Origin of the sequence: Pandoraea sp. NPDC090278 (assembly GCF_044772185.1) — a bacterium.
Taxonomy (GTDB): Bacteria; Pseudomonadota; Gammaproteobacteria; order Burkholderiales; family Burkholderiaceae; genus Pandoraea.
The window spans coordinates 1-2709 of the sequence record NZ_JBIVYJ010000036.1 but is presented as its reverse complement, the minus strand read 5'-3'; the positions used below and the strand labels follow the sequence as shown (position 1 = coordinate 2709).

At 57.9% G+C, this 2709-nt stretch carries 1 protein-coding gene and 2 pseudogenes; all 3 read right to left on the bottom strand.

Annotated features, from left to right (window positions below; genetic code table 11):
• Positions 1-101: 101 nt before the first annotated feature.
• Positions 102-305: pseudogene (locus tag ACIQWO_RS27425) on the bottom strand (IS3 family transposase); the annotation flags it as partial.
• 12 nt (positions 306-317) lie between these two features.
• Positions 318-1379 (bottom strand): IS110 family transposase, encoded by a 1062-nt coding sequence (locus ACIQWO_RS27420; protein WP_402830854.1) that lies wholly within the window; start codon positions 1377-1379, stop codon positions 318-320.
• 213 nt (positions 1380-1592) lie between these two features.
• Positions 1593-2550, bottom strand: a pseudogene (locus ACIQWO_RS27415) (IS3 family transposase); the annotation flags it as partial.
• Positions 2551-2709 lie beyond the last annotated feature (159 nt).

The window sequence follows — 2709 nt, the reverse complement described above, 5'->3', positions numbered from 1 at the left end:
TGCGCCCAGAGCGAAGCACATCGGTCGCGACCGACTACGATGCCTTCGCGCCCTAGCAACACACGGATGCGGCGTGAGCCGAAGCGCGGGAATTGTAGTGGTCAACCCATTCCGGACACTGCGTTAAGTTTTTCTTCTGCTACGGCAGGGGCTAGCCCGTCATTGAACTGATGCGGACGTATCCAGTTGTACCGCTGCATCAGGTAGTGACTGATGTCCCGGTGAGCTTGCAGTGCCGTCATATATCCCGTGTTCGGTACCCATTCCGTTTTCAAACTCCTGAACAAGCGCTCCATTGGCGAGTTGACGCTCCTATGTCAAGACGCGCGCGCTGAATCGGCTAGGTCGGCAAGAATGAGTGGGTACAATTCTCTGACGATATAGCGCTTCAGACAGCGGTGAATTTCCTTGTTCGACATGCCTTCCTTGGTTCGGCGCTCGACGTACGCTCGAGTTCTCGGATCACTGCGCATGCGCACCATCGCTATGGTCCACAGGGCGTTGTTCGCTGCTCGATCACCGCCACGATTCAAGCGATGCCGGATTGTCTTTCCGGAGGATGCCTGCAATGGGCTCGTGCCGCAAAGTGCAGCAAGTGCTGCATCGCTTTTCAAGCGCTCCGGGTTGTCGCCGGCAACGGCTACAAGCACTGCTGCCGTTTGAGGTCCAACGCCGAATCGCTCTCGAAGCCTTCTGGCATGCGTTTGGGTTAAGCGTTCGAGCATCGCATCGAGCGTTGAGAGTTCCTCCGCGAGCGCGAGGTAGCGCTTTGCTAACAAGCGCAATGTGGTTGCCAACGCCTGAAGCATTGGTGCGCCTCCCAACGAACGCAGCTTCGCGCAGTTGGCAACGCATTCCGATGTCTTTGTCCTCAGAAGCCGTTCACGGATGTCCTGCGGCGCACTCACCAGTAAGGCTCGCAATTGATTTATCGCCTGAGTCTTAGCCTTGACGGCACTGCGACGCGCAACTGATACAGCCCGCATTGCCTCGGCAGCGCCCGACTGCGCTTTGGGAACTGCGGTGGCTCGTCCGGCGAGGGCCGCCCTTGCAGCATTCTCCGCATCAGTCGGATCGGATTTTCCACGTGACCGACGCGCTGCCCGATCAGGGCGATTGACCTCCAGCACCTCGATCTCGTGATCGCGCAGGACTCGGGCAAGACCTGCGCCATAGGTGCCGGTTCCTTCAACTCCGGCGCGGCGAACATGCCCAAATGAGTTCACCCAGGTCAAAAGTTTGAGATACCCAGTTGTTTCAGCCGTGATCGACAGGGTTCCAAGCAGTTTCCCCGTTTCACTGATTAGTGCGCCGACATGGGTATCGAGGTGCGTGTCGACACCCAGAATGACTTCGCTTTCAATCGCTCGATCGTCCATATGTACTTCCCTCGAAGTGGACGCATCGCCAACCCCATTCGCTGGACAGGACACTCACGGTGCAGAACAAAGCTCCTATTAGGTCACATACGCTGGGCCCAGCGACGCTTGGGGAACGTCGGAGCTCGATCGACAGGTCAACTCAAAGGCAGTTTCGCCAATCCCAGCACGGGTCAGATCGGACCGACGTTCAAAACCGATCTTAGACTGAGTGTCCCAGCAATTGCCGCGCCGACTCATGCTCTGCTCGATCCGGTACCGCCATAGTCGCTGTCGGAACTTGCGGCTACCGTACTGACCACCCTGATCCGAGTGAAATTGCAGCCCTTGTGGACGACCGCGCTGCTCATAGGCCATATCGAGTGCCTGCACCACCAGGTCGGCGTCAGGACGTGTCGAGAACGCCCAACCGACGACACGGCGCGTGAACAGGTCCAGGACTGCGGCCAAGTAATGCCAACGGCCTTGCGCCCAAACGTACGTGATGTCGCCGCACCAGACTCGATTCGGCGCCTCCACCACAAACTGCCGATTCAGGCGATTCGGAATGTCCACGCGCTCGATGGTGGCTCGCTTGTAGGCGTGGCTGCCCGGTTGTTTGCAGATCAGTCCAAGCTCCGCCATCAATCGACTGACCTTGAAACGTCCGATGGCAATGCCTTGCTCACGCATCATTCCCACGATGCTGCGGCTGCCCGCTGAGCTACGGCTTTCGACGAACAATTCATGCACACGACTGCGTTGGGACATACGTATCGGGTCGACACGCCGGCACCGCTGACGAAAAGCGTACAAGCAAGATCGCGGAAGCTCGAACAGCGCGCAGAGTAAGGCTATGGGCTCACCTTTGGCGAGTTGCTCTATCAGCGCGTACGTTCGATCCCTTCCGACATTAAGAGCGCGGTGGCTTTTTTAAAATGGCCTTCTCGCGCTCAAGGCGATCGATACGCGCCTCAAGCTCCTGGATACGCTGCTGCTCTGGCGTGAGGGCCTTGCTATGAGGGGTAACACCCCGGCGCTCAAGCTGGAGCTGATCAACCCATCGGCGCAAAACGGACTCGGCAACGCCGACAGACCGGCATGCATCCACGTGGCTGTAGCTCTGATCAAGGACCAGTGCCGCAGCGTTGCGTTTGAACTCAGGGGAAAATGATCGACGTTGTTTGGTCATCAGACACCTCTTCATGGCGAGCATTCTCGCCTAAATAAGTGTCCGGAGGGATTAGACCACTACAAATTGCCCCGACAACGCTCGCATCGCATCGATCACTGGCGCGTTCTTGCTCGGCATCTTGAGCTTGTAACCCAAGCTCGAACGGCTGACCTGCAT

Coding starts and splice junctions, on each gene's coding strand:
- ACIQWO_RS27420 (WP_402830854.1), bottom strand. CDS start 1,379: ATGGACGATCGAGCGATTGAAAGCGAAGTCATTCTGGGTGTCGACACG.